We start from the raw sequence: 18,646 nt of genomic DNA, 5'->3' as shown, positions 1-18,646 counted from the left end.
GCCGCATTGATGGTCCCGGGATACTCGCACGACGACCGTCGCGGACCAGTGCTGGAAGTTGGTTGGCCGCAAACGCGAACGGCCCGGTGCACCGGGCCGTCCCGAACCAACCCGCAATGACGATCAGTTCGTGCGCTGCTTGTGGATGCGCTTGCTGTCGTGGTTGAGCGACTTGTTGAGGTTCTTGTCTTCCTGCTTGGTGAGGTGGCCACCATGCTCGGCTTCGTCGCGGCTTTCGCGGGCGGCGATGTTCGAATCCTGCTTCTCGTCGCGTGCGGCCTGTTTGGCGTTGAGCTGCCCGTCGGCAACACCGGCCTGGATGCGGTTCTGCTGGTTGTCCAGGCGCTGGTTCACTTCGCTGACGCGGGGGTGGCCCGGGATGTCGGTGGTGGTAGCGGCCTGGGCCATGGCACCGGCGCTGGCGAAGGCGGCGATCATGCCAAAGGCGATCAGGCTGAAACGCGACGTCATAAGGTTCTTCATGGTTTGGGTCCTCGTGGTTCCGACAGGTTTTGGACAGGTGTCACAACCCCTGGGCTTGCGCCCACTGCATGGCGGTGTTGGAGACCCCTGTGTGCCATCCGTTGATGGATGACTCAGGCCGGAAAACGAGAGGCGACGAAGGCGGTTGACGTTGAATACAGCGCGCTCCCGATTTTGTTCAGCCACAAGCCGGCTTGCTTAGGCGTGGCGTAAGCCTGCTGTTATTTATTTGAAAAACGCGCGCCTCCGCGTGCGGTGCGGCACTCCGAAATCAGGGGTTCTGTTCGGTCAGCATGCGCAGGTTGACCAGGCCGTCCTCGAAGTCCTTGCCGACCATCTTGTCGATGTTGAACGCCAGGCCCATCAGCTTGCTCATGTAGTTGGAGCGCCCCTGCATGGACCAGGTGATGCGCGTGGCATCGCCCGTGGGTTCGAGCACGAATTCCGCCGTGTTGCTCGCCTTGAACGGCGTGAAGAAATCCAGCTTGATGCGCACGCGCGAGGACGGCGTGGATTCACTGATCTCCATGCGTCCGCTGCCGATGTTCTTGTTGCCACTCCAGCCATAGGCCGCACCCGGGCCGCTCGCCGGACCTTCGAAGCTGCGCTGCATGGCCGGATCCTTCTTTTCGTAGGGCGACCACGCCTGCCAGCGATGCAGGTCGTTGATGTAGGGAAAGATGCGTTCGGGAGTGGCCTTGATGGTGGCGGATCGCTCGATGCGGAACTGGTCCGGGCGCGATGCCGCCGTTGCCAGCAGGACGGCAACCACGAGCACGATGATGATGAGTGCGATGAGCATGGATTCTCTCCTTGAAATGAAGGTGTTGATGCAGGCTCAGGCTTCGACGGGTTCGGCCGGCACCAGATGCAGGTAGGGTTCTGCTTCGCGCAGTACGCGGGCGTACGAGGGGCGTTGCATCAGCCGCAGCAGGTAGGCCGCCGTGAGCGGATGGTCGTCTTCCAGCGGGATCACGAAGTTGGCGTAGAACAGCGCAGGCGACGCCGCGCAGTCGGCCATGCTGTAGTGCTCACCGGCGGCCCACAAGCGCTTGCCGTCGTCGCGCTCGAACTCACGCTCGAGCAAATCCAGCGCCGTGCGCAGCTTGTCGCGCGCGATGGCGACGCCGTAGCGGTCGCGGTCGCCCTTCGGGCGCAGGCGATCGGTGATCACCTTCTGCATGGGCTCGGCGACGTACTGGTCGAAGAAGCGGTCACGGAAGCGCACCTCGCGTGCCTCATCCGCGTCCTTCGGCACCAGCGTGACCTTGCCCGGGTAATGCCGGGCGAGGTATTCGATGATGATGCTCGATTCGGGCACCAGGCAGCCGCGCGTATGGTCGTTCAGTACGGGGAACTTGCCGATGGGCCAGAGTGCGTAGAACGCCGCGCGCTGGACATCGTCGGCCAGGTCGACGATCTGGGCCTGGAACGGCGTGTCGTTTTCATACAGCGCGATGAGTGGCTTGTGGCAGTACGCGGCCAGCGGATGCATGTAGAGCGTGAGTGACATGGTGGTTTCCCTCGCTTCAATGGGCCGGCGCGAGCTGCGCGACCTTGCCGGCGCTGCCATCGTCCACCAGCGCTTCCACCTGGATGCGCAGCACCACGTCCATGTTGAAGCCGTAGTCCTTGCCGGCAGCCATGCCGAACTCGTCGCGCTTGAAGGTGGCGTAGGCATCAGCGCCGCACAGTTCGCGCTTGTACAGCGGATGCGGCACGCACTTGAAGCTCTTGATGGCCAGTGCCAGTGGACGTGTCACGCCGTGCAGGGTGAGTGAGCCTTCCACCCGGGTCGGCGCGCCGTTGGTGAAGCCGGTCAGCGTGCCGCGATAGACGGCGGTGGGGTACTTCGCCACGTCGAACAGCTCATTGCTGCGCGCTTTCTCGTTCATGGCATCCAGGCCGAAATCCACGCTGGTGGCATCCACCGTGATGTCCACGCTACCCGTGCCGGTGGCCTTGTCCAGGGTGACCTTGCCGGCGGTGCGGTCGAACTTGCCGCGCCAGGTGGACAGGCCGCCGAAGTGGTCCGCCTCGAAGCTGGGGTAGGTGTGGGCAGGGTCGATCACATACGTGGCCGGGGCAGCGTGGGCCGTGGCGGCCGTCAGCGGGAACAGCAAGGCACTGGCGAGGGTGCGGGTGGTGCGGCTGGACAGGAACATCGGCGACTCCTTGGCATGAGGTGAAGGGCGCCTTTTCCGGCGCGCCTATCCTCATGACGAACGGGCCCTTCCCGTTTCGACATGGCCTTTCACGCGGCTGCGCGGGGTGGCTGCTGTAATCTCCGGCCATCTCCCGCCGGAAGCCTTCGCCATGCGAGCGCCAACAGGTTCAGTTGTCGGGTTGTGTTCCGCGTCCGCCACCCTGTGTGCCATGGGCATGGCCTTCCTCGGCTACTGGGGCGTGCACGAGCCCTCGCCATGGCGGGTGGTGGACCGGCTGGTGACCATATTGGCCTTCACCGGCTTTGCCCTGCTGGCCTCGGTGCCCTGGATCGTCACCACGCCGGTGACTGATGACGGCGCCGAACGCATCCGCCCGGCGCGCCAGGCCTTTGCGTTCGGCGTGCTGGCCATCTGGCTGGCGGCGGCGTTGGCGATTGCGGTTTAGCGCGATCGTCCTGGTAGCGCGGGCAAATTGCCCGGGGAGATCACTTTCCCCTCACCGTCATCCCCGCCTTCACGACTCAACCGGATAGGGGCCGTCACCAAACGTCTCACCGTGATACCCCTTGGAGCCGATCAGCCGTGCCAGCGGGCTGCGGATGTCCTCGCCCGCCTGCAGGCGTTCCAGCAGGGCGGCGAAGTCGTGGCGTGGCGCCCAGCCCAGCTCGTCGCGGGCACGCTGGTTCACGTACACGCGGTCGATGCCCTGTGCCATGCGCCAGCCACGCTGCGCGTAGATCTCTTCATAGCCGGGCACGCGGCGGCGCAGCGCCAGTGGCGCATGCACGCGCAGTTCGGCGACATCGTCGTGCTGGAACGGCGTGGTGGCGCTGATGATGTAGCGGCGAAAGCCCAGCACGGGTGCACGGCGGGCGGCCAGCAGGTGTGCGCTCACCACGTCTTCGATATCGACGCGGCGATACAGGTATTCGTTGGTCTTGAGATTGTCGTCGGTATAGCGTGCACGCACGGTGCGGTCGTCGTCTTCCTCGGGGAAGAACCGCGAGGTACGCAACACCATGGTGGACAGGCCCTGGTTGCGCTGGAACAGCTGGCACAGGTCTTCGGCGGCCGCCTTGGTGACGCCGTAGATATTCTTCGGCACGGCGGCCATGTCTTCGGTGACCCACGCCGCCGGCTCGCTGGTTTTCGGCGTCAGTGCGTCGCCAAACACGCTGGTGGTGCTGGTATAGACGAACGATTCCACGCCCGTCGCCACGGCCTCTTCCAGCAGGTTCAGCGTGCCGGTGAGGTTGACGTCCAGGAACGCCTGCCGGCTGTGCGTGGCCACGTGCGGTTTGTGTAGCGTGGCAGGATGGAACACCGTGGTGACGCCGGCAATGCAGCGACGCACGAAGGCGCGGTCGACGATGGAACCCACGCGGTGGGTGCAAGGCCCTTCGACGGTATCCAGCCCGATCACTTCGTGGCCTGCGTCCCGCAGTGTGCGCGCCAGTGCTTCGCCCAGATGACCCGAACTGCCCGTAACCAGGATGCGCATGCTCGACCGTGCAGCCAACAAACCGTGTGGAGGTCGATCCTAGCTCCGGGCCACGGCGCGACAACATCACCTCGCGCGACTCAAACTTCCGCTTTAAACGTGCGACCCAGCGGCTTGCCCGGGCCCACGTAATGACGGAACAGATAGAACAGCGGGCGGTAGCGTTGCGGATCGACGTGTTGCGTGTCGGGCACCGTCACGTCGTCATGCGCATGCACATGCAGCACTTCCAGTTCGATGATGGTGTAACCACCGGCGCCGTCGCGCCACGCATCGAGCGGGCGTTCGATGTCCAGCATCACGCGCGCTTCCATCTGCAACGGACACTCCCTGATGCGCGGCGGCTGCACCGACAACGATGGCAGGGCGTGCCACCCACCCAGCGCGAACTTGTCCGGTTCGTGCCGGTAGCCGTTGGCCTGCTTCCAGCCCGGCACCGGTTGGCATCCCGTGGTGGGCGCGATGCGTTCCACGCCGTGATGCATGGCCTCGCTGGCAAAGTTGAGCACGCATTCGCGCTCGCGATGCAGGTTGGCCAGTCCCTGGCCACCGCCGGCAAGGCCGATGACGACACGGTCGGCCAGGGCCCAGGCGGAAGACATCGGCGTGATGTTGATGGTGCCGTCCGGGTTGCGCGTGGTGATCAGCACCACCGGCGTGCCGAAGTAGAGGATGGAGGGGCGGATGACCCGTGTATCGGGATAGCGATGCATGTCCATGGCCACAGTGTCCCGTCGCCGGTCGCTGAATGTTTCGCCACGCATCGAAGGGTCCGTCGCGATGGCGGCGTTAGACTGCGCGCATGAACGATGCGATCTCCCCCAGCCGGTATCAATTGGCCGAGATTGGCGCACTGCTCGCCGAACCGGCGCGTGCCGCCATGTTGCTGGCGCTGATCGACGGCACCATGCGGCCCGCGGGCGAGCTGGCCCGCGTGGCTGGCGTGAGCGCGGCCACCGGCAGTGCGCATCTCAGGCGGCTGCTCGAAGGAGGTCTGCTGGCCGTGCATGAGCAAGGGCGCCATCGCTACTACCACCTGGCCAATGATGATGTCGCCGCGTTGATCGAAGCCCTGGCCTTGCCGCGCACGCCGATGGCGCTTCCGGACCCCAGCGGCGGCGATCGCCCGCTGCGCATGGCACGCACTTGCTATCGCCACCTGGCGGGGCGGCTGGGCGTGGGCCTGTGCGATGTGTTGCTGCAGCGAGGTTTCGTGCTGGCGGCCAGCGAGGGCATGCGGCTGCATGAAGAAGGCGCGCAGGCGCTGGTCGATGCCGGACTCGATGCGGCGCGCGTACAGGCACTGCTGCCGCTGGCGGGACGCGGTTGTCTCGACTGGACCGAACGGCGCCTGCATCTGGGTGGCCCGCTCGGTGTCTCGTTGACTGACACCTTGCTCGACGCGGGCTGGTTGCGCCGTTCCCCGCGTGGCCGTGCGTTGTCGCCCAGCGTCGACGGCCTGCGTCGGCTCGCCGCGCTGGGCGTGCGCTGGCCGGAAGCGTGATCTTCCTCAGGGGTTGAGCAGGAAGGCCATGCGTCCGGTGTCGTCCTTGCCTACCGCCATGGCGCGAAGGGCCATGGCGTGCTCTGTGCTCGGCGTGGACGTGAGCGCATCGAGCAGGCGGATTTCGCGCGGGCAGGCGGTGTCATAAGGACTTTGCCCGACGCCACGCGACACGCTGGCGAACGCGGGCAGGCGAGCCTGGTCCAGCGCATCGCGATCGAGGATGGGGTCGTAGTGGCCGGCGCCCGCCAGTGGTGCACCGTCGGCGATCAGATCCTTGGAACGGTTGATGTCCTCCAGGAAATAGTCCATGTCGTGCACGCCCAGTTCCACCGAATAGCCGGCCAGGTACTCGCCGCACTGCCGGCGCGAACTGGCGGCAAGGATTCGCACCAGTTCGTCGCGACGTTGCAGGGCAAGCCGCTCCAGGGTGGCGTCCGGCACGGTCCGGCTGGCTTCGCGGGCGGCGCTCTCGATGGCCTTCATGGTTTCGTGGCCGTAGATGGCCGAACGCTGGTTGGCGGTGGCCTTGTAGCGGGCGGCCAGCACGTCCTGCAGCCAGGTGTGGAAGATCTGCGGATAGTGCGTGCGGATCAGGTCCATGCTCTGCGCGAGCGGTTCCATGGAGGTGCCGCGCAGCGGATGCAGGAACTGCTCGTAGCGCCATTGCGCGCCATTGAACAAGGCGTCCTGCGTGACCACCCCGGTGATGCTGCCGTTGTCGAACAGCACCGTGGCATCGGGCACGTAACCGCTGTGGTTGGCATGGCCCAGGGTGTCGTCGAGGAAGTAGGGCGATGCACCGAGCTGCGTCAGCCGCTGGCGGAAATCATCCTGCACGCGGCGAGTGTCGTGCTGCAGGAGCCCCAGCGTGTCATCGTGGCGGGCGAGCGGTTCGAAGATCAGCGTCGCGTGAGGTGCCACGTTGCGCTGGTTCGCCGCCATGAACGGAATGAGGCAGATGCCGCCGCAGCGCGTGGGCACGTCCACGACGATGTCCGGTCGCCGCCTGAGGAAGTCGCGCAACGCCACGGCGGATGCAAGGTAGCCTTGCGAGGCGGTCAGTGCCAGCCGGTGCCGCGGATGCGCGGGGTCGGACAGCATGTCTTCCACCCGCTGCACAAACCGCGGCTCGAAGGTGCCCGCGGCCTGCACGGTGCCTTCGTCGTCGAGCGCGGTCACCTGTTGCACGTACAGCTTGGTTGGCCAGGGCACCTCATCGGACAACGAGGGAGCCTCCATGCCGTAGGACGCCATCTGGCCCAGCAGTGCCAGCGCGATGACGGCCAGCCCCAGGTTCGCCGGTAACGACCAGCGGTTGTCCTGCAGCATGGCCGAGCGCACGGTGCCCACCAGCTGCCACAGCGCGATGAGCAACCGCAGCGGGATATAGACGGCCAAGAGCGTCATCACCAGCGCCCATGCCGGTGGCTTCCACCAGAACCAGGCCAGTGCGCCGGCTTCGATCAGCAGCAGGAAAACACCGAGTGCGATCGTGTTGAGCCAGAACGCGCGTGCCAATGGCTGGTTGCCCTGCCAATGGGAGGCCAGGTAACGACGGAAGGGGCCGTGGCGCACGAGGCGGCCGGTCTGCGGGTTGATCCGCCCTTCAGGCTCGCCGCGCAGGGGAACGTTGCTCCGGGTGCCCATGGATCACCTCACCCGGTGGCGAAGGAGCCGCGACCGTTCGGGCGCGGCAAGGGCAACGGCAGCCAGCGGCAGCGCCGGCACAAGCATCTGGCAGAACATGGATTCCCCCCCGGGTATCGTCCGTTGTGCGCACCCCTCCCGATGCGGCCGCGGCACCCGCAGGTGCAGCGGCACGGAGATAGTAGAGGTTTTCCTGCTCTCAGGCTCGCCGCGCTGGCGGGGAGGCGATACGCCTTTCCGTCATGCCCGTGACCTGCGCAAACGAACGCAGGTGCGGGGATGACGGTAAAGGCGCGCCGGACGCGTCAGGGGGATTTGGGCGCGGGCGAACGCTCGAAGCTGCCGGCGTCGCCGGGGAATACCACCGGGCTTTCGTAGCCATCGGCGGAGACAGCCGATACGCCGAAGAACCAGTCGTCGATCACCACGTCCTTGATCACGGCCTGGTCGGTGTCGCCCACGTTGCGGCTGTACTGCCACTGCGGCGCAGTGGTGTCGCGCCAGTGCACCACGTAGCCGGCGGCGCCCGGCACTTTCTTCCAGTGCATGGTGGTGTCGGTGGCGAGCGCGCCTTCGGTGCTCACGCCGGTCGGCGGCGCGGGCGCACGGCTAAGCGCCGCCATGGTGACGGTGTTGAGCGCGGTCACACGGGCCAGATAACGGAAGTCGACGCCATCGATGGTGTCGCCGTACTTGATGCCCTTCTCCGTGCGCAGATCCTGGTGCTGGCGGGTGTAATCCTCGTGGCCCTCGGTGACGCGCACGCCGGGGTAGCCTGCTTCGAGGAACGGCACCTGGTCGCCGCCACGACTGTAGCGGTCGGTGCGATACACCATGTGCACTCGCAGGTCGGGCAGGTAAGTGCTGGCGATCTGTTCCATGTAGCGCGCCACGTTGCGCGAGGGCGAATCCACTTCGCCGCCGTGGTAAGCGCGGTACTTGGCCTGCTCCGGCGTTTCGTTGCTCTTGGTGCCTTCGGAGAAGATGCGCACCGTGGTGTTGTCCAGCACACCGTTCTGGCCGTGGCTGTTGCCGACGATGTCGTTGTTGAGGTCGGCCTGCACCTGCCAGCCCTGCTGCACGGCGTAATCGGCCAGCACCTTGCCGCCGTACAGGCCCTGTTCTTCACCGGACAAGGCGGCGAACACCAGCGTGGCGTCGTTGTCTTCCTTCGACAGCAGGCGCGCCGCTTCCATCAGCGCGGCAACGCCGGAGGCGTCATCGTTCGCACCCGGGGCATCGGACTTCGTATTCATCACGTCGGTGACGCGCGAATCGAGGTGGCCGGTCATCACGATCACGCGCTTGGGATCGGTCTTGCCGCGCTTGATCGCCACCACGTCCATCACTTCGGTGGGCTGCGGCACCCGCTTGCCGGTGAACACCTGCGACGGCGTCACCACTTCAATGCAGCCGCCACATTCCTTCGAGATGGCTTCGAACTGCGACTTCACCCAGCGCCGGGCGGCACCGATGCCGCGCTTGTCCGACTTGGTATCGGACAGCGTGTGGCGCGTGCCAAAGCCCACCAGCTTTTCGATGGTGGCGTGCAACTGCGTTTCGCTGGGTGCGGTGGAAAGGGCCAGCAGCGAGGGCTGGGCGCGCGGCTGTACGGGCGCCTCCGCAGCGTAGGCGCTGGAGACGGCAAGACTGAGGGCCAAAGGCAGCAGAACGGGAAGAGGACGCATCGAAAGCTCCGGGCAAGGCAACGCCCCACTTTAACGCCGCCCGAGGGTCACAACCCCTGCCGGATGGCAGGGGCGTGGGTGTCTTCAGCGGGCCGGCGGCACCAGGGTGATCTCGAACAGCTTCGGCCAGCGCTTGCCGGTGACGAACAGGCGATCGTGCTGGGCGTCGTAGGCAATGCCGTTGAGCACGTCGTTGCCCGGATCGGGCAGGCTGTTGATATCGAACAGGCCGGTGAGGTCGATCCAGCCGGTGACGTGCCCGGTGGCCGGGTCGATGCGCGCGATGCGGTCGGTGAGCCACACGTTGGCATAGATCTCGCCCTTCACCCACTCCAGCTCGTTGAGGTTGGTCACGGCCTGGCCGTTGTCGGTGACCAGGATGCTGCTCACCGTGGCCAGTGTCTGCGGGTCCAGCACGCGCAGCACCGCCGAACCGTCACTCATGTAGATGTGCTTGTCATCGCGCGTCAACGCCCAGCCTTCGCCGGGGTAGTTGAACGTGCCCTGTTGCTTGAAGCTGGCCAGGTCGTAGACGAAACCCCGCTGGTCCTTCCAGGTGAGCTGGATGAGGCGCTGGCCCCAGTCGACGATGCCCTCGCCGAAAACCTTCGGGTCCAGGTCATGACGCTGCACCACCTTGCCGCTTTCCAGCGCCACCTTGCGCACGGTGGAGTCACCCTCTTCGCCGGTGCTTTCGTAAAGATAGCCGTCCTTGTAGAACAGGCCCTCGGTATAGGCCGACGTGTCGTGCGGGTAGGCATGCACCACGTGGTAGCCATACACCGGCGTGGCGGCCTGGGCGGTGGTGGCGACGGCGCCAAGCGCAGCGAAGGCGAGCCAGCGGATCATCAAACGTTTCCCGTACGGTGGAAGGTGGGCATCACTGCAAGGTACGAACGCGGAAGTTGCGGCCCTTGATCTTGCCCGCGCGCAGCCGTTCCAGTGCCTTGTTGGCCAGGTCCCGGCGAATGGCGACATAGGCGCGCGTGGCGAACACGTCGATCTTGCCGATGTCCTTGGCGTCGAGTCCGGCATCGCCGGTGAGTGCGCCCAGGATATCGCCGGGTCGCAGCTTGTCCTGTCGGCCCGCATCGATCACCAGCGTTTTCATCGGCGCAAGATTGAGCTGCTTGCCGCGCGCCGGCGCCACGCGCAACGGATGCCACGGCAACGGCTGGCCCAGCTGTTCCTCGATGTTCTGCGCTTTCGGGCGCTCGCGCGGCGTGACCAGGGTGATGGCCAGGCCGTTCTCGCCCGCGCGGCCGGTGCGGCCCACGCGATGCGTGTGGGTATCGGGGTCGTGTGCAATGTCGTAGCTCACCACCAGCGGCAGCGAGGCGATGTCCAGTCCGCGCGCGGCGACATCCGTGGCTACCAGCACGCAGCAGCTGCGGTTGGCGAACTGCACTAGCACCTCGTCACGATCGCGCTGTTCCATGTCGCCATGCAGGGCCAGCGCGAAGAAGCCGCGGCGATCCAGTTCCTGCGCCACCGCATCCACGTCCTTGCGCATGTTGCAGAACACCAGCGCGTGCTGCGCCTGTTCCGCGCTCAGCGTGCCCTTGGCCAGCAGCTGGGCGAGCGCGTCGATCTTCTGCGCCGGTTCCACTTCGTGGAAGCGCTGCTCGATGGTCGATTCCTCGTGCGGCGCTTCCACCGTCACTTCCACCGGCTCACGCTGCAGGCGCTTGCTCACCTGGCGGATCTCTTCGGCATACGTGGCCGAGAACAGCAGCGTCTGGTGATGCTTGGCGATGCGCCCGACGATGTCGTCGATGGCTTCGGAGAAGCCCATGTCGAGCATGCGGTCCGCTTCGTCCAGTACCAGCGTCTTGATGCCGCCACCATGCAGGCTGCCGCGCTTGAGGTGCTCCTGCACGCGGCCGGGCGTGCCCACCACGATGTGCGGATCGTGCGTGAGCGAGGCCAGCTGCGGTCCCAGCGGCATGCCGCCGCACAGCGTCAGCAGCTTCACGTTGGGAATATTGGCCGCCAGCTTGCGGATGGACTTGCTCACCTGGTCGGCCAGCTCGCGCGTCGGGCAGAGCACCAGCGCCTGCAGCCGGATGGTCTCGACATCCAGGTGTTGCAGCAGCCCCAGGCCGAAGGCGGCGGTCTTGCCGCTGCCGGTGCGGGCCTGCGCAATCACGTCGCGGCCCTCGAGGATCGGCGGCAGGCTCAGGGCCTGCACCGGGGTCATCTCGGCATAGCCAAGGGTTTCCACGCTGGCGAGCAACGCGGGCTTGAGGGGGAGGGTGCGGAAATCAGTCATGCGACATGATCGCATGGCGGGGTGAAAACCGGGTCTGGACGGCCGTGCGCAGTCGCGCGGACGCGTCAGACCCGGCGTGCGGGCTCAGCCCTGCATGTCTTCCAGCTCCAGGCCCTTGGTTTCGCGGACCCACTTCGCCACGAACAGCAGCGACAACAGGGCAAAGGCGGCGTACAGGCCGTAGGCGAAGGGCAGGCCCAGCTTGGCCAGCGGCGGGAAACTGGTGGTGATGGCGAAGTTGGCCAGCCACTGGGCGGCGGCAGCCACGGCCAGCGCGATGGCGCGGATGCGGTTGGGGAACATTTCGCCCAGCAGCACCCACACCATCGGTCCCCAACTCATGCCGAAGAACACCACATACGCATTGGCCGAGATCAGCGCCACGATATTCCACGGGGCCGGCAGGCTGAGCGCTTCGCCGCTGCCGATGGCCTGCGAGAAGCACAGCGCCATGGCGCCGAGCGTGACCGTCATGCCTGCCGAGCCGATCAGCAGCAGCGGCTTGCGGCCGATGCGGTCCACCAGCGCAATGGCAATCAGCGTCACCAGCACATTGACCACCGACGTGGCGACCGAAATGGAGAACGCATCCGTTTCGCTGAAGCCCACCGAATGCCACAAGGTGTTGGAGTAATAGAAGATGACGTTGATGCCCACAAACTGCTGGAACACTGACAGCAGGATGCCGACCCACACCACCGGCAGCAGCCCATGGCCCGGGCTGTACAGATCTTTCAGTGTGGGGCGGTACTCCGAATGCAGGCTGTCCTGGATGTCCTTCACCTTGGCATCCAGCGCGGTGTCGCTGGTGATGGCGAGCACCTTGCGCAGCACCTCCTTCGCTTCGGCGGCACGGCCCTTGGCCACCAGGTAGCGCGGCGATTCGGGAACGCCCAGTACCAGCGAGCCGTAGATCAGCGCGGGAACCACCGCCACCAGGAACATCCAGCGCCATGCGCCCAGGCCCAGCCAGAGCGGGCTCGCCGCGCCGCCGGCCGTGCCGGCCAGCCAGGCATCGCTGAGCAGGGCCGCAAAGATGCCAAGCACGATGGCCAGTTGCTGCAACGAGCCAAGGCGGCCGCGGACAGCGGCCGGGGAGACTTCGGCGATGTAAGTGGGGGCAATCACCGAGGCCACGCCAATGCCGATGCCGCCAACCAGGCGCCAGAAGATCAGCGTACCCACGCTGGCCGCCACGCCCGCGCCCACGGCGCTGAGCGCGAGGAACAGCGCGGCCACCTGCATGGTGCGCACGCGGCCGAAACGATCGGCCAGCGATCCGGCGAACCAGGCACCGACCGCCGAACCCAGCAGTGCACAGGCCACGGCAAAACCAACCTGAGTCTTTTCCAGGCCAAAGCTGCCCTGGATGGCATCCACCGCGCCGTTGATCACGGCGGTGTCGAAGCCAAACAGGAATCCGCCCAGTGCGGCGGCGGCGGCAATCAACACCACGCGCGCGGTGGCGTGCTGTCCCAGGTCATCGACGGCGTTCTTCGGCGCCGGTGCGGAATTCAGATTCATGGCCTCTCCCCAAACTTCAGTCCGGCGATTCTGCGATGACGTCGCCGAATGATCGAAGTGAATACGTATGCACCTGAGGGGGCGCATGGCCGAGTGCAAGGGGTGATTCGAAGGGTGCTGCACCTGCACCCTTCGGTGGTGCGCGCGAGGCCCAGGTCTGGCGGTCATGGCGATACGAATTCGCGAACTGAGTGCTGCTTTGCAGCAGTGATGCGCGGTTAAGGGTGACCGAGCAAGCTCGCGCACAGCAGGACAGACCAGACCGTCCCGAGCGCGCCGCCTGCCACCCATTCCTTGAACCGGCTGGTCATGAGTCCGAAGGGCAGGGTAACCACCCACGTGGCGACCGACGCCAGTGGAATGAAGAAGAAGTAGATCACCCCCATGTTGTCGTGGATGAGCTGGTAGATCAGGAAGGCGGGGATGAAATTGAGGGCGGACCAGCCGAGTAGGGCGGTGCCGGAGAAGGGGCGGGTGGCGGACATGTTCATGCCGGATCGTTGAGGGGGAATCCCTGCATGGTCGGCATAGGGCGGGAGGTGATCCATGGGAGGAGTCTGAAAGGAACGCGATGGTGGTGTGGTGAGGTTTGGCGCGGTTGGTTTTGTGCTGACCTTGCCGCTCCATGCTTTTGCCATCACCCCTGCGAACCCCACAAAAGGGGGCATGGGCAGGGGGCAAGTGACTTTGTTCTTGGCCGTGGGCCTCGTGCGCTACCGCGACCGGGCCGCCTACGCGGCGGGCGTTCCGACCTCCTGCCGGAGGCCGGGTCACTTTTCTTTGCTTGCCCAAAGAAAAGTAACCAAAAGAAAGGGGCACCCCATCGCGGCGCTGGCCGATAGAGCCGGCCAGTCCGTGAGGGTCGGCCGGGCTTTTCGACAGGACGTCCCTGTCCTGTCGAAAAGGGATCGGCATCCTTGCCGATCCCCCTGCGGGCCTGTCGTCCGCCCCTCACCGCCGCTCAAGGGGGCGGGTAGGTCAAAAGCGTCGAGCCGAAGGCTCGTGCAGCTGCGCTGCACATCGCGTCGCGGGACGCTACGGCGTATCGCACGCCGGCTCAGCTTGTCTGTAGGAGCGCACCCTGTGCGCGACCACCTGACGGAGCGGTATCGACATGGCGCTGCGGTCGCGCACAAGGTGCGCTCCTACAGGGGTTTCTCGCACCGTGTGAAGCCCGTTTCTTTCTCGCCTCAGTGTTCACCCCAGTCCTCTCCCGAACGGGAGAGGACGAGCGACAGGTGATGTTCAACGTGAAAGTCCTAGTGGCAAGGAAGGATGTGCCGCTTCGCGGCACGACGCTCCGCGTTAAGTCCTCTGCGCTTCGGCGCGTTGCGAAGCGCTTGGAAGTACCCGCTGTGTAGAGGCGAAGGTTGCCAAGCAACACCGTTCCTCAGCCGTTCGGGCTTATCCCATCGGCATGCTGCCAGCCTTTAAGGCCATTTCTTTGGGTTACTTTTCTTTGGGCCAGCAAAGAAAAGTGACTCGGCCTCCGGCAGGAGGTCGAAACGCCCCCGCTGCGTAAGCGGCCAGATCGCGGAAGAGTGCGAGACCGGAGGCCCAGAGCAAGGGCCCACAGCAAAGTCACTAGATTCCCGACTTCGCGGGAATGACGGTCAAAAGAAAGAAGCTGCAGGGCGATAACCAAACAACACCAAGGGCTCTGGATGACTCGCTGCGCTCGCCCTACTGGGCCGCTCTTCGCGCTTGTCCGACCCCCGCCGGAATGACGACTCCGACGGAGAGATAAGGCAAGCCTGCCCCCTCACCCCAACCCTCTCCCGGAGGAGAGAGGGAGAAAGCAGGCGCGATAGCCGCAGAGGAAGAAGTCCAGCCCGCCGCGCTACAGCGCCATAGCCCATCACCACTGCGTACGTTGAGGCAACAACCCCTTCAACTCCGCTTCCGTCAGATTGCGCCACTGCCCGGGCTTCAGATGCCCCAGCTTCACATTGATGATGCGCACTCGCCGCAACTGCGTCACGCGATAACCAAACGCCGCTGCCATCAGGCGTATCTGCCTATTCAGCCCCTGCGTAAGGATGATGGCGAAGCCGAACTTGGCGATCTTGCGCACCTTGCATGGCTTGGTCATCTGGCCATGGATGCGCACACCGCGCGCCATGCCCTGCAGGAACTCGTCAGTGACCGCCTTGTTCACCGCCACGAGGTATTCCTTCTCGTGGTTGTTCTCTGAACGCAGGATCTCGTTGACGATATCGCCGTTGCTGGTGAGCAGGATCAGGCCCTCGGAATCCTTGTCCAGGCGGCCGATCGGGAAGATGCGTTCCTGGTGGTCGACGAAGTCAACGATGTTGCCCTTGACCGCATTGTCGGTGGTGCAGGTGACGCCGACTGGCTTGTTCAGCGCGATGTACACCGCGCGCTTGGTCGACGGTGCATGCGACAGGATGCGCGCCTTGACGACTTCGCCATCCACGCGCACTTCGTCGCCCTCCAGCGCCTTGGCGCCGGTGGTGACGACTTCACCGTTGATGGTGACGCGGCCGGCCAGCAGCATTTCGTCCGCCTCGCGGCGGGAGCAGATGCCGGCTTCGCTGATGTATTTGTTGACGCGCATGGATGGATCTTTGGTTCTTCTGTAGGAGCGCACCTTGTGCGCGACAACCCGGCGAAGCGGTGCACTGAAACTCTTCGGTCGCGCACAAGGTGCGCTCCTACCTTTTCCTCGTCTGTTACGAACGCATGCCCACGCCGCGCTTGAGCAGGTTCAGCGCCACGGCGGCCAGGCCGAACACGAACACCAGCATCACCGCGAAGGCCACCCAGATGTTCACGTCGCTCACGCCGAGCACGCCGAAGCGGAATGCGTTCACCATGTACAGGATGGGGTTGACCATGGAGATGGCGCGCCAGGGCTCGCCCAGCAGGTCCACCGAATAGAACACGCCGCCCAGGTAGGTAAGCGGGGTGAGCACGAAGGTGGGTACCAGGGCGATGTCGTCGAACTTCTTGGCGAACACGGCGTTGACGAAGCCGGCCAGCGAGAACACCGTGGCGCCCAGCAGCACCGAGAAGAAGGTGATGAGCGGGTGAGACACGTGCAGGTCGGTGAAGAACAGCGCGATCAGCAGCACCAGCGCACCGACCACGAGGCCGCGGGTCACCGCGCCGGTGACGTAGCCCAGCAGGATCACCCAGTTGGGCATGGGCGACACCAGCATTTCTTCCACGGCGCGGCTGAACTTGGCGCCGAAGAACGAGCTGGAGATGTTGCCGTAGCTGTTGGTGATGATGCTCATCATGACCAGGCCGGGCACGATGTACTGCATGTAGGTAAAGCCATGCATCTGGCCGATGCGGCTGCCGATCAGCTTGCCGAAGATGACGAAGTACAGCGTCATCGTGATGGCGGGCGGGATCAGCGTCTGCGTCCAGATGCGCATGATGCGCACGATCTCGCGCCGGACAATGGTGTTGAGTGCAACGAGGTTGCCGGCGGCGTTCATGCGGCCTTCTCCGTGGTTTCCTTGCGGCCGTTTTCGACGAGGCGCACGAACAGTTCTTCCAATCGGTTGGTCTTGTTGCGCATCGACGTCACCGTGACACCGTGCTCGGAGAGCGCGGCGAACAGCGAGTTGAGGTCGTGCGAGCGGGCCATCTCCGCTTCCACCGTGTGGTCGTCGATGCGACGCAGGGTGATGCCGTGGATGGCGGGCAGGTCGGCAGGCACGTGGTTCACGTCGAGCACGAAGGTTTCCACGTCCAGCGAGGCCAGCAGGCGCTTCATCGAGGTGTTCTCCACGATGGTGCCGTGGTCGATGATGGCGATGTTGCGGCAGAGGTTTTCGGCCTCTTCCAGGTAGTGCGTGGTGAGGATCACGGTGGTGCCGGCGGCGTTGATGCCGCTGACGAACTGCCACATGGAGCGGCGGATTTCGATGTCCACGCCGGCGGTTGGCTCGTCGAGGATGAGCAGCTTGGGCTCGTTCATCATCGCGCGGGCGATCATCAGGCGGCGCTTCATGCCTCCGGAGAGCATGCGCGCCTGATGGTGGGCCTTGTCCCACAGGCGCAGTTCCTTCAGGTACTTCTCGGCGCGTTCGGCGGCGATCTTGCGGGGAATGCCGTAGAAACCGGCCTCATTGACGCAGATGTCGAACGGCTTCTCGAACTGGTTGAAGTTGATCTCCTGGGGTACCAGGCCGATCAGCTGCATGGCCTTGCCGCGCTGCTGGTTCACCGACACGCCGAACACCTTGGCGTCGCCGCCGGAGGCGTTGACCAGAGAGGAAAGGATGCCGATGAGGGTGGATTTGCCGGCGCCGTTGGGGCCGAGCAGGGCGAAGAAATCGCCAGGCTGGACCGTGAGACTGATGCCTTTGAGGGCTTCGACGCCGTTGCTGTAGGTCTTGCGCAGGTTTTCGACGACCAGCGCGGGTGTTGAATCAGGGGACATGGGCTGCACCGAAGGGGCCAGCCTTCTATTATACGTGGCTTGCCACACCGCTCCGTTCAGGAACGGGACCCTCACTGTTTCCCCCGGAAGACCCATGGCCGACCATTTCCCGCTCCGTCTCGTCGACTCCACCATGCTGGCGCCCACCGTGCGGCACATGGCGTTCGAGCGCGCCGATGGCCAGCCGCTGAGCTTTACGCCGGGGCAGTTCCTGCAGATCCACTTCCATTACGACGACGGCACCGCCACCAAGCGCAGCTATTCGGTGGGTACCGTGGGCGACGGCTCCTCGCCGGTGCAGCGCATCGAGATCGCGGTGAGCTACGTGGAGGGTGGCGCGGCCACCAAGCTGCTGGGCGAGCTGCCGATCGGTGGCGAAATCAGCGCCAGCGGCCCGTATGGCCGCTTCTGCCTGCAGGCCGGCGACACCAATGCCCGCTACCTGCTGCTGGCCACCGGTACCGGCGTCACGCCGTACCGCGCCATGCTTCCGCAGATTGCCGAGCTGGTGAAGCAGGGGCGCGAAGTGGTGCTGCTGTACGGTGCCCGCAACGAGACCGAGCTGCTCTACGGCGACGAGTTCGAAGCCTTTGCCCAGGCCAACCCGGGCTTCAGCTTCCACGGCTGCCTGAGCCGCCAGCCCCGCGACGTGCCCCGCCCCAACGACCGCGCGGGCCACGTGCAGACCGTGCTGGCCGAGCTGGCGCCCAGCGCCGACCGGGACATCGCCTACCTGTGCGGCAACCCCAACATGGTCGACGCGGCCTTTGCCGCCCTGAAGGACTTCGGCCTGCCGGTGATGCATATCCGTCGCGAGAAGTACGTTTCCTCACGCTGACACGCGGGAATCGTTTCTAAACCGTTGCCCAACAAGGCCCTCAAGTTCCGCTGAGACTGGCCGCTAAGGGGAGCAGCCCGGCGACGCCCCTCGTCCGTCCCCATCCGTAGTTCTACGAGTCGGCTTCCCGACACCCGCCAAAAACGTGACGCAGTTCACGTTGCCAACACCTGCCCGGGTTTTGCATATCAAGGCTCAGGGGCCCACGCCGATAGACCCGTCATGCACCTCCTCTTTCCGCAGGAGGCGCGGGAAGGGGCATTTATGAAGGGCTGGATTCGCAGGACCTGGATGGGTTGCGTGGTCGCCTTGGCGCTGGGCGCGTCGTGGGCGCATGCAAGTGCGAGTGGCACGATCACCTTCGTGGGCGGTGTGGTCGCACCCACCTGCAGCACGGAAGGCACGCCGGCGTCGTTTGGCCGGTCGATGGGCGGCTGCGGGCTCGAACCGAATGGTCAACCTGCCCATGCCTCCATGTATCGACAAGAGGTGGTTTCCCTTGAGTCCGTGCTGGGCTCGCAGGACCGCCTGCTCAATTACTACGCAAGCTATGCGGGGGCGGGTGACGCACAGCTGACCATTCGCACCTACGAATAAGTGC

19 protein-coding genes are annotated in these 18,646 nt (G+C 65.2%); 4 read left to right on the top strand and 15 right to left on the bottom strand.

Annotated features, from left to right (window positions below):
- Window positions 1-123 precede the first annotated feature (123 nt).
- The 4 genes from H8F01_RS08150 to H8F01_RS08135 form a co-directional block, all read right to left on the bottom strand.
- The gene (locus H8F01_RS08150; RefSeq protein ID WP_238481189.1) at window positions 124-483 is read right to left on the bottom strand and encodes a hypothetical protein; all 360 of its coding nucleotides are present in this window, start codon (window positions 481-483) and stop codon (window positions 124-126) included.
- Window positions 484-754: 271 nt separating this feature from the next.
- Window positions 755-1,285 (bottom strand): SRPBCC family protein, encoded by a 531-nt coding sequence (locus H8F01_RS08145; RefSeq protein ID WP_187058496.1) that lies wholly within the window; start codon window positions 1,283-1,285, stop codon window positions 755-757.
- Between the two features lie 36 nt (window positions 1,286-1,321).
- Window positions 1,322-1,996, bottom strand: a complete 675-nt coding sequence (locus tag H8F01_RS08140) for a glutathione S-transferase family protein (RefSeq protein WP_187058495.1) — start codon at window positions 1,994-1,996, stop codon at window positions 1,322-1,324.
- A gap of 16 nt (window positions 1,997-2,012) precedes the next feature.
- Entirely contained in the window at window positions 2,013-2,648 is a 636-nt protein-coding gene (locus tag H8F01_RS08135) for a YceI family protein (protein WP_187058494.1), read from the bottom strand.
- Window positions 2,649-2,799: 151 nt separating this feature from the next.
- Between H8F01_RS08135 and H8F01_RS08130 the strand changes: the two genes are divergently transcribed.
- On the top strand, window positions 2,800-3,096 hold the full coding sequence (locus tag H8F01_RS08130; protein ID WP_187058493.1) for a hypothetical protein: 297 nt from the start codon (window positions 2,800-2,802) through the stop codon (window positions 3,094-3,096).
- Window positions 3,097-3,165: 69 nt separating this feature from the next.
- Here the strand turns inward: H8F01_RS08130 and H8F01_RS08125 are convergent, their stop codons facing one another.
- Both H8F01_RS08125 and H8F01_RS08120 read right to left on the bottom strand, forming a co-directional pair.
- Window positions 3,166-4,152 (bottom strand): NAD-dependent epimerase/dehydratase family protein, encoded by a 987-nt coding sequence (locus H8F01_RS08125; RefSeq protein WP_187058492.1) that lies wholly within the window; start codon window positions 4,150-4,152, stop codon window positions 3,166-3,168.
- Window positions 4,153-4,232: 80 nt separating this feature from the next.
- Window positions 4,233-4,871 carry a flavin reductase family protein gene (locus tag H8F01_RS08120; RefSeq protein ID WP_187058491.1) on the bottom strand — a complete coding sequence of 213 codons (639 nt, stop codon included), beginning with the start codon at window positions 4,869-4,871 and terminating at the stop codon, window positions 4,233-4,235.
- A gap of 83 nt (window positions 4,872-4,954) precedes the next feature.
- On the opposite strand from H8F01_RS08120, the gene H8F01_RS08115 reads away from it, so the two are divergent.
- The gene (locus tag H8F01_RS08115) at window positions 4,955-5,656 is read left to right on the top strand and encodes an ArsR/SmtB family transcription factor (RefSeq protein ID WP_187058490.1); all 702 of its coding nucleotides are present in this window, start codon (window positions 4,955-4,957) and stop codon (window positions 5,654-5,656) included.
- Window positions 5,657-5,662: 6 nt separating this feature from the next.
- Here H8F01_RS08115 and H8F01_RS08110 read toward each other — a convergent pair whose 3' ends face one another.
- The 9 genes from H8F01_RS08110 to H8F01_RS08070 all read right to left on the bottom strand — a co-directional run bounded on the left by H8F01_RS08110 (window position 5,663) and on the right by H8F01_RS08070 (window position 17,207).
- Window positions 5,663-7,306: a hypothetical protein gene (locus H8F01_RS08110; protein WP_187058489.1), complete on the bottom strand. Its 1,644-nt coding sequence runs from the start codon at window positions 7,304-7,306 to the stop codon at window positions 5,663-5,665.
- A gap of 305 nt (window positions 7,307-7,611) precedes the next feature.
- A complete protein-coding gene (locus tag H8F01_RS08105) occupies window positions 7,612-8,994 on the bottom strand; it encodes a M28 family metallopeptidase (protein ID WP_187058488.1) in 1,383 nt (460 codons plus the stop codon).
- 84 nt (window positions 8,995-9,078) lie between these two features.
- Window positions 9,079-9,843, bottom strand: coding sequence for a glutaminyl-peptide cyclotransferase (locus tag H8F01_RS08100; protein ID WP_187058487.1), 765 nt, complete (start codon window positions 9,841-9,843; stop codon window positions 9,079-9,081).
- Between the two features lie 31 nt (window positions 9,844-9,874).
- On the bottom strand, window positions 9,875-11,266 hold the full coding sequence (gene dbpA / locus H8F01_RS08095) for an ATP-dependent RNA helicase DbpA (RefSeq protein WP_187058486.1): 1,392 nt from the start codon (window positions 11,264-11,266) through the stop codon (window positions 9,875-9,877).
- Window positions 11,267-11,350: 84 nt separating this feature from the next.
- Entirely contained in the window at window positions 11,351-12,790 is a 1,440-nt protein-coding gene (locus H8F01_RS08090) for a sugar porter family MFS transporter (RefSeq protein WP_187058485.1), read from the bottom strand.
- Between the two features lie 218 nt (window positions 12,791-13,008).
- The gene (locus tag H8F01_RS08085; RefSeq protein WP_187058484.1) at window positions 13,009-13,281 is read right to left on the bottom strand and encodes a hypothetical protein; all 273 of its coding nucleotides are present in this window, start codon (window positions 13,279-13,281) and stop codon (window positions 13,009-13,011) included.
- 1,367 nt (window positions 13,282-14,648) lie between these two features.
- Window positions 14,649-15,368 (bottom strand): pseudouridine synthase, encoded by a 720-nt coding sequence (locus tag H8F01_RS08080; protein WP_187058483.1) that lies wholly within the window; start codon window positions 15,366-15,368, stop codon window positions 14,649-14,651.
- Between the two features lie 115 nt (window positions 15,369-15,483).
- On the bottom strand, window positions 15,484-16,257 hold the full coding sequence (locus tag H8F01_RS08075; RefSeq protein WP_187058482.1) for an ABC transporter permease: 774 nt from the start codon (window positions 16,255-16,257) through the stop codon (window positions 15,484-15,486).
- Window positions 16,254-17,207: an ABC transporter ATP-binding protein gene (locus H8F01_RS08070; protein ID WP_187058481.1), complete on the bottom strand. Its 954-nt coding sequence runs from the start codon at window positions 17,205-17,207 to the stop codon at window positions 16,254-16,256. The genes H8F01_RS08075 and H8F01_RS08070 overlap by 4 nt, the downstream gene beginning before the upstream one ends.
- 94 nt (window positions 17,208-17,301) lie before the next feature.
- Between H8F01_RS08070 and H8F01_RS08065 the strand changes: the two genes are divergently transcribed.
- Both H8F01_RS08065 and H8F01_RS08060 read left to right on the top strand, forming a co-directional pair.
- The gene (locus H8F01_RS08065; protein ID WP_187058480.1) at window positions 17,302-18,045 is read left to right on the top strand and encodes an FAD-binding oxidoreductase; all 744 of its coding nucleotides are present in this window, start codon (window positions 17,302-17,304) and stop codon (window positions 18,043-18,045) included.
- A gap of 264 nt (window positions 18,046-18,309) precedes the next feature.
- Window positions 18,310-18,642 (top strand): hypothetical protein, encoded by a 333-nt coding sequence (locus tag H8F01_RS08060; protein ID WP_187058479.1) that lies wholly within the window; start codon window positions 18,310-18,312, stop codon window positions 18,640-18,642.
- Window positions 18,643-18,646: the final 4 nt, after the last annotated feature.

Source organism: Dyella telluris (assembly GCF_014297575.1).
Classification (GTDB): Bacteria; Pseudomonadota; Gammaproteobacteria; order Xanthomonadales; family Rhodanobacteraceae; genus Dyella; species Dyella telluris.
The sequence above is the reverse complement of the archived record's forward strand: the minus strand, read 5'-3'. Positions and strand labels throughout refer to the sequence as shown.

What these genes read in the sequence shown, in the direction of transcription:
- H8F01_RS08150 (WP_238481189.1), bottom strand. Translation starts at nt 483, where the DNA reads ATGAAGAACCTTATGACGTCGCGTTTCAGCCTGATCGCCTTTGGCATG.
- H8F01_RS08145 (WP_187058496.1), bottom strand. Translation starts at nt 1,285, where the DNA reads ATGCTCATCGCACTCATCATCATCGTGCTCGTGGTTGCCGTCCTGCTG.
- H8F01_RS08140 (WP_187058495.1), bottom strand. Translation starts at nt 1,996, where the DNA reads ATGTCACTCACGCTCTACATGCATCCGCTGGCCGCGTACTGCCACAAG.
- H8F01_RS08135 (WP_187058494.1), bottom strand. Translation starts at nt 2,648, where the DNA reads ATGTTCCTGTCCAGCCGCACCACCCGCACCCTCGCCAGTGCCTTGCTG.
- H8F01_RS08130 (WP_187058493.1), top strand. Translation starts at nt 2,800, where the DNA reads ATGCGAGCGCCAACAGGTTCAGTTGTCGGGTTGTGTTCCGCGTCCGCC.
- H8F01_RS08125 (WP_187058492.1), bottom strand. Translation starts at nt 4,152, where the DNA reads ATGCGCATCCTGGTTACGGGCAGTTCGGGTCATCTGGGCGAAGCACTG.
- H8F01_RS08120 (WP_187058491.1), bottom strand. Translation starts at nt 4,871, where the DNA reads ATGGACATGCATCGCTATCCCGATACACGGGTCATCCGCCCCTCCATC.
- H8F01_RS08115 (WP_187058490.1), top strand. Translation starts at nt 4,955, where the DNA reads ATGAACGATGCGATCTCCCCCAGCCGGTATCAATTGGCCGAGATTGGC.
- H8F01_RS08110 (WP_187058489.1), bottom strand. Translation starts at nt 7,306, where the DNA reads ATGGGCACCCGGAGCAACGTTCCCCTGCGCGGCGAGCCTGAAGGGCGG.
- H8F01_RS08105 (WP_187058488.1), bottom strand. Translation starts at nt 8,994, where the DNA reads ATGCGTCCTCTTCCCGTTCTGCTGCCTTTGGCCCTCAGTCTTGCCGTC.
- H8F01_RS08100 (WP_187058487.1), bottom strand. Translation starts at nt 9,843, where the DNA reads ATGATCCGCTGGCTCGCCTTCGCTGCGCTTGGCGCCGTCGCCACCACC.
- dbpA (WP_187058486.1), bottom strand. Translation starts at nt 11,266, where the DNA reads ATGACTGATTTCCGCACCCTCCCCCTCAAGCCCGCGTTGCTCGCCAGC.
- H8F01_RS08090 (WP_187058485.1), bottom strand. Translation starts at nt 12,790, where the DNA reads ATGAATCTGAATTCCGCACCGGCGCCGAAGAACGCCGTCGATGACCTG.
- H8F01_RS08085 (WP_187058484.1), bottom strand. Translation starts at nt 13,281, where the DNA reads ATGAACATGTCCGCCACCCGCCCCTTCTCCGGCACCGCCCTACTCGGC.
- H8F01_RS08080 (WP_187058483.1), bottom strand. Translation starts at nt 15,368, where the DNA reads ATGCGCGTCAACAAATACATCAGCGAAGCCGGCATCTGCTCCCGCCGC.
- H8F01_RS08075 (WP_187058482.1), bottom strand. Translation starts at nt 16,257, where the DNA reads ATGAACGCCGCCGGCAACCTCGTTGCACTCAACACCATTGTCCGGCGC.
- H8F01_RS08070 (WP_187058481.1), bottom strand. Translation starts at nt 17,207, where the DNA reads ATGTCCCCTGATTCAACACCCGCGCTGGTCGTCGAAAACCTGCGCAAG.
- H8F01_RS08065 (WP_187058480.1), top strand. Translation starts at nt 17,302, where the DNA reads ATGGCCGACCATTTCCCGCTCCGTCTCGTCGACTCCACCATGCTGGCG.
- H8F01_RS08060 (WP_187058479.1), top strand. Translation starts at nt 18,310, where the DNA reads ATGAAGGGCTGGATTCGCAGGACCTGGATGGGTTGCGTGGTCGCCTTG.